This window comes from Flavobacterium cyanobacteriorum, from assembly GCF_002251835.1.
Lineage (GTDB): Bacteria > Bacteroidota > Bacteroidia > Flavobacteriales > Flavobacteriaceae > Flavobacterium > Flavobacterium cyanobacteriorum.
Genome location: NZ_NOXV01000198.1, coordinates 1 through 361, shown reverse-complemented (window position 1 = coordinate 361; position 361 = coordinate 1). Strand labels below are relative to the sequence as shown.

1 protein-coding gene is annotated in these 361 nt (G+C 33.0%); it reads left to right on the top strand.

All coding sequences use genetic code 11. The annotated features are described in order from the left end of the window. Positions 1-361 (top strand): DUF4372 domain-containing protein (locus CHU92_RS04085; protein ID WP_129583004.1); only part of this gene is annotated, 361 nt, incomplete at both ends.

Genomic DNA, 361 nt, shown 5'->3' with positions numbered 1-361 from the left:
GTTTCAACTAAAGAGACAGATAAGCACAATAAAGGTTTTAATAGTTGGACGCATTTAGTATCGATGTTGTTTTGCCACTTTGCAAAAAGTCAATCTGTTCGAGATATTAGCAACGGGCTTCGTTCGGCGACAGGCAATTTAAACCATTTAGGAGTTCAAAAAGCACCTTCAAAATCAACAATAAGTTATCAAAATCAAAATAGAGATTATACGCTCTTTAAAGAATACTACTTTAAACTATTGGATAGTTTAGGACAGCAAGCTAAGTTTAAGCAAGTAAAATTCAAAATAAAGAGTAAAATTTTCCTTTTGGACTCCACCACCATTGGTCTTTGTTTGAGTTTATTTGATTGGGCAAAAT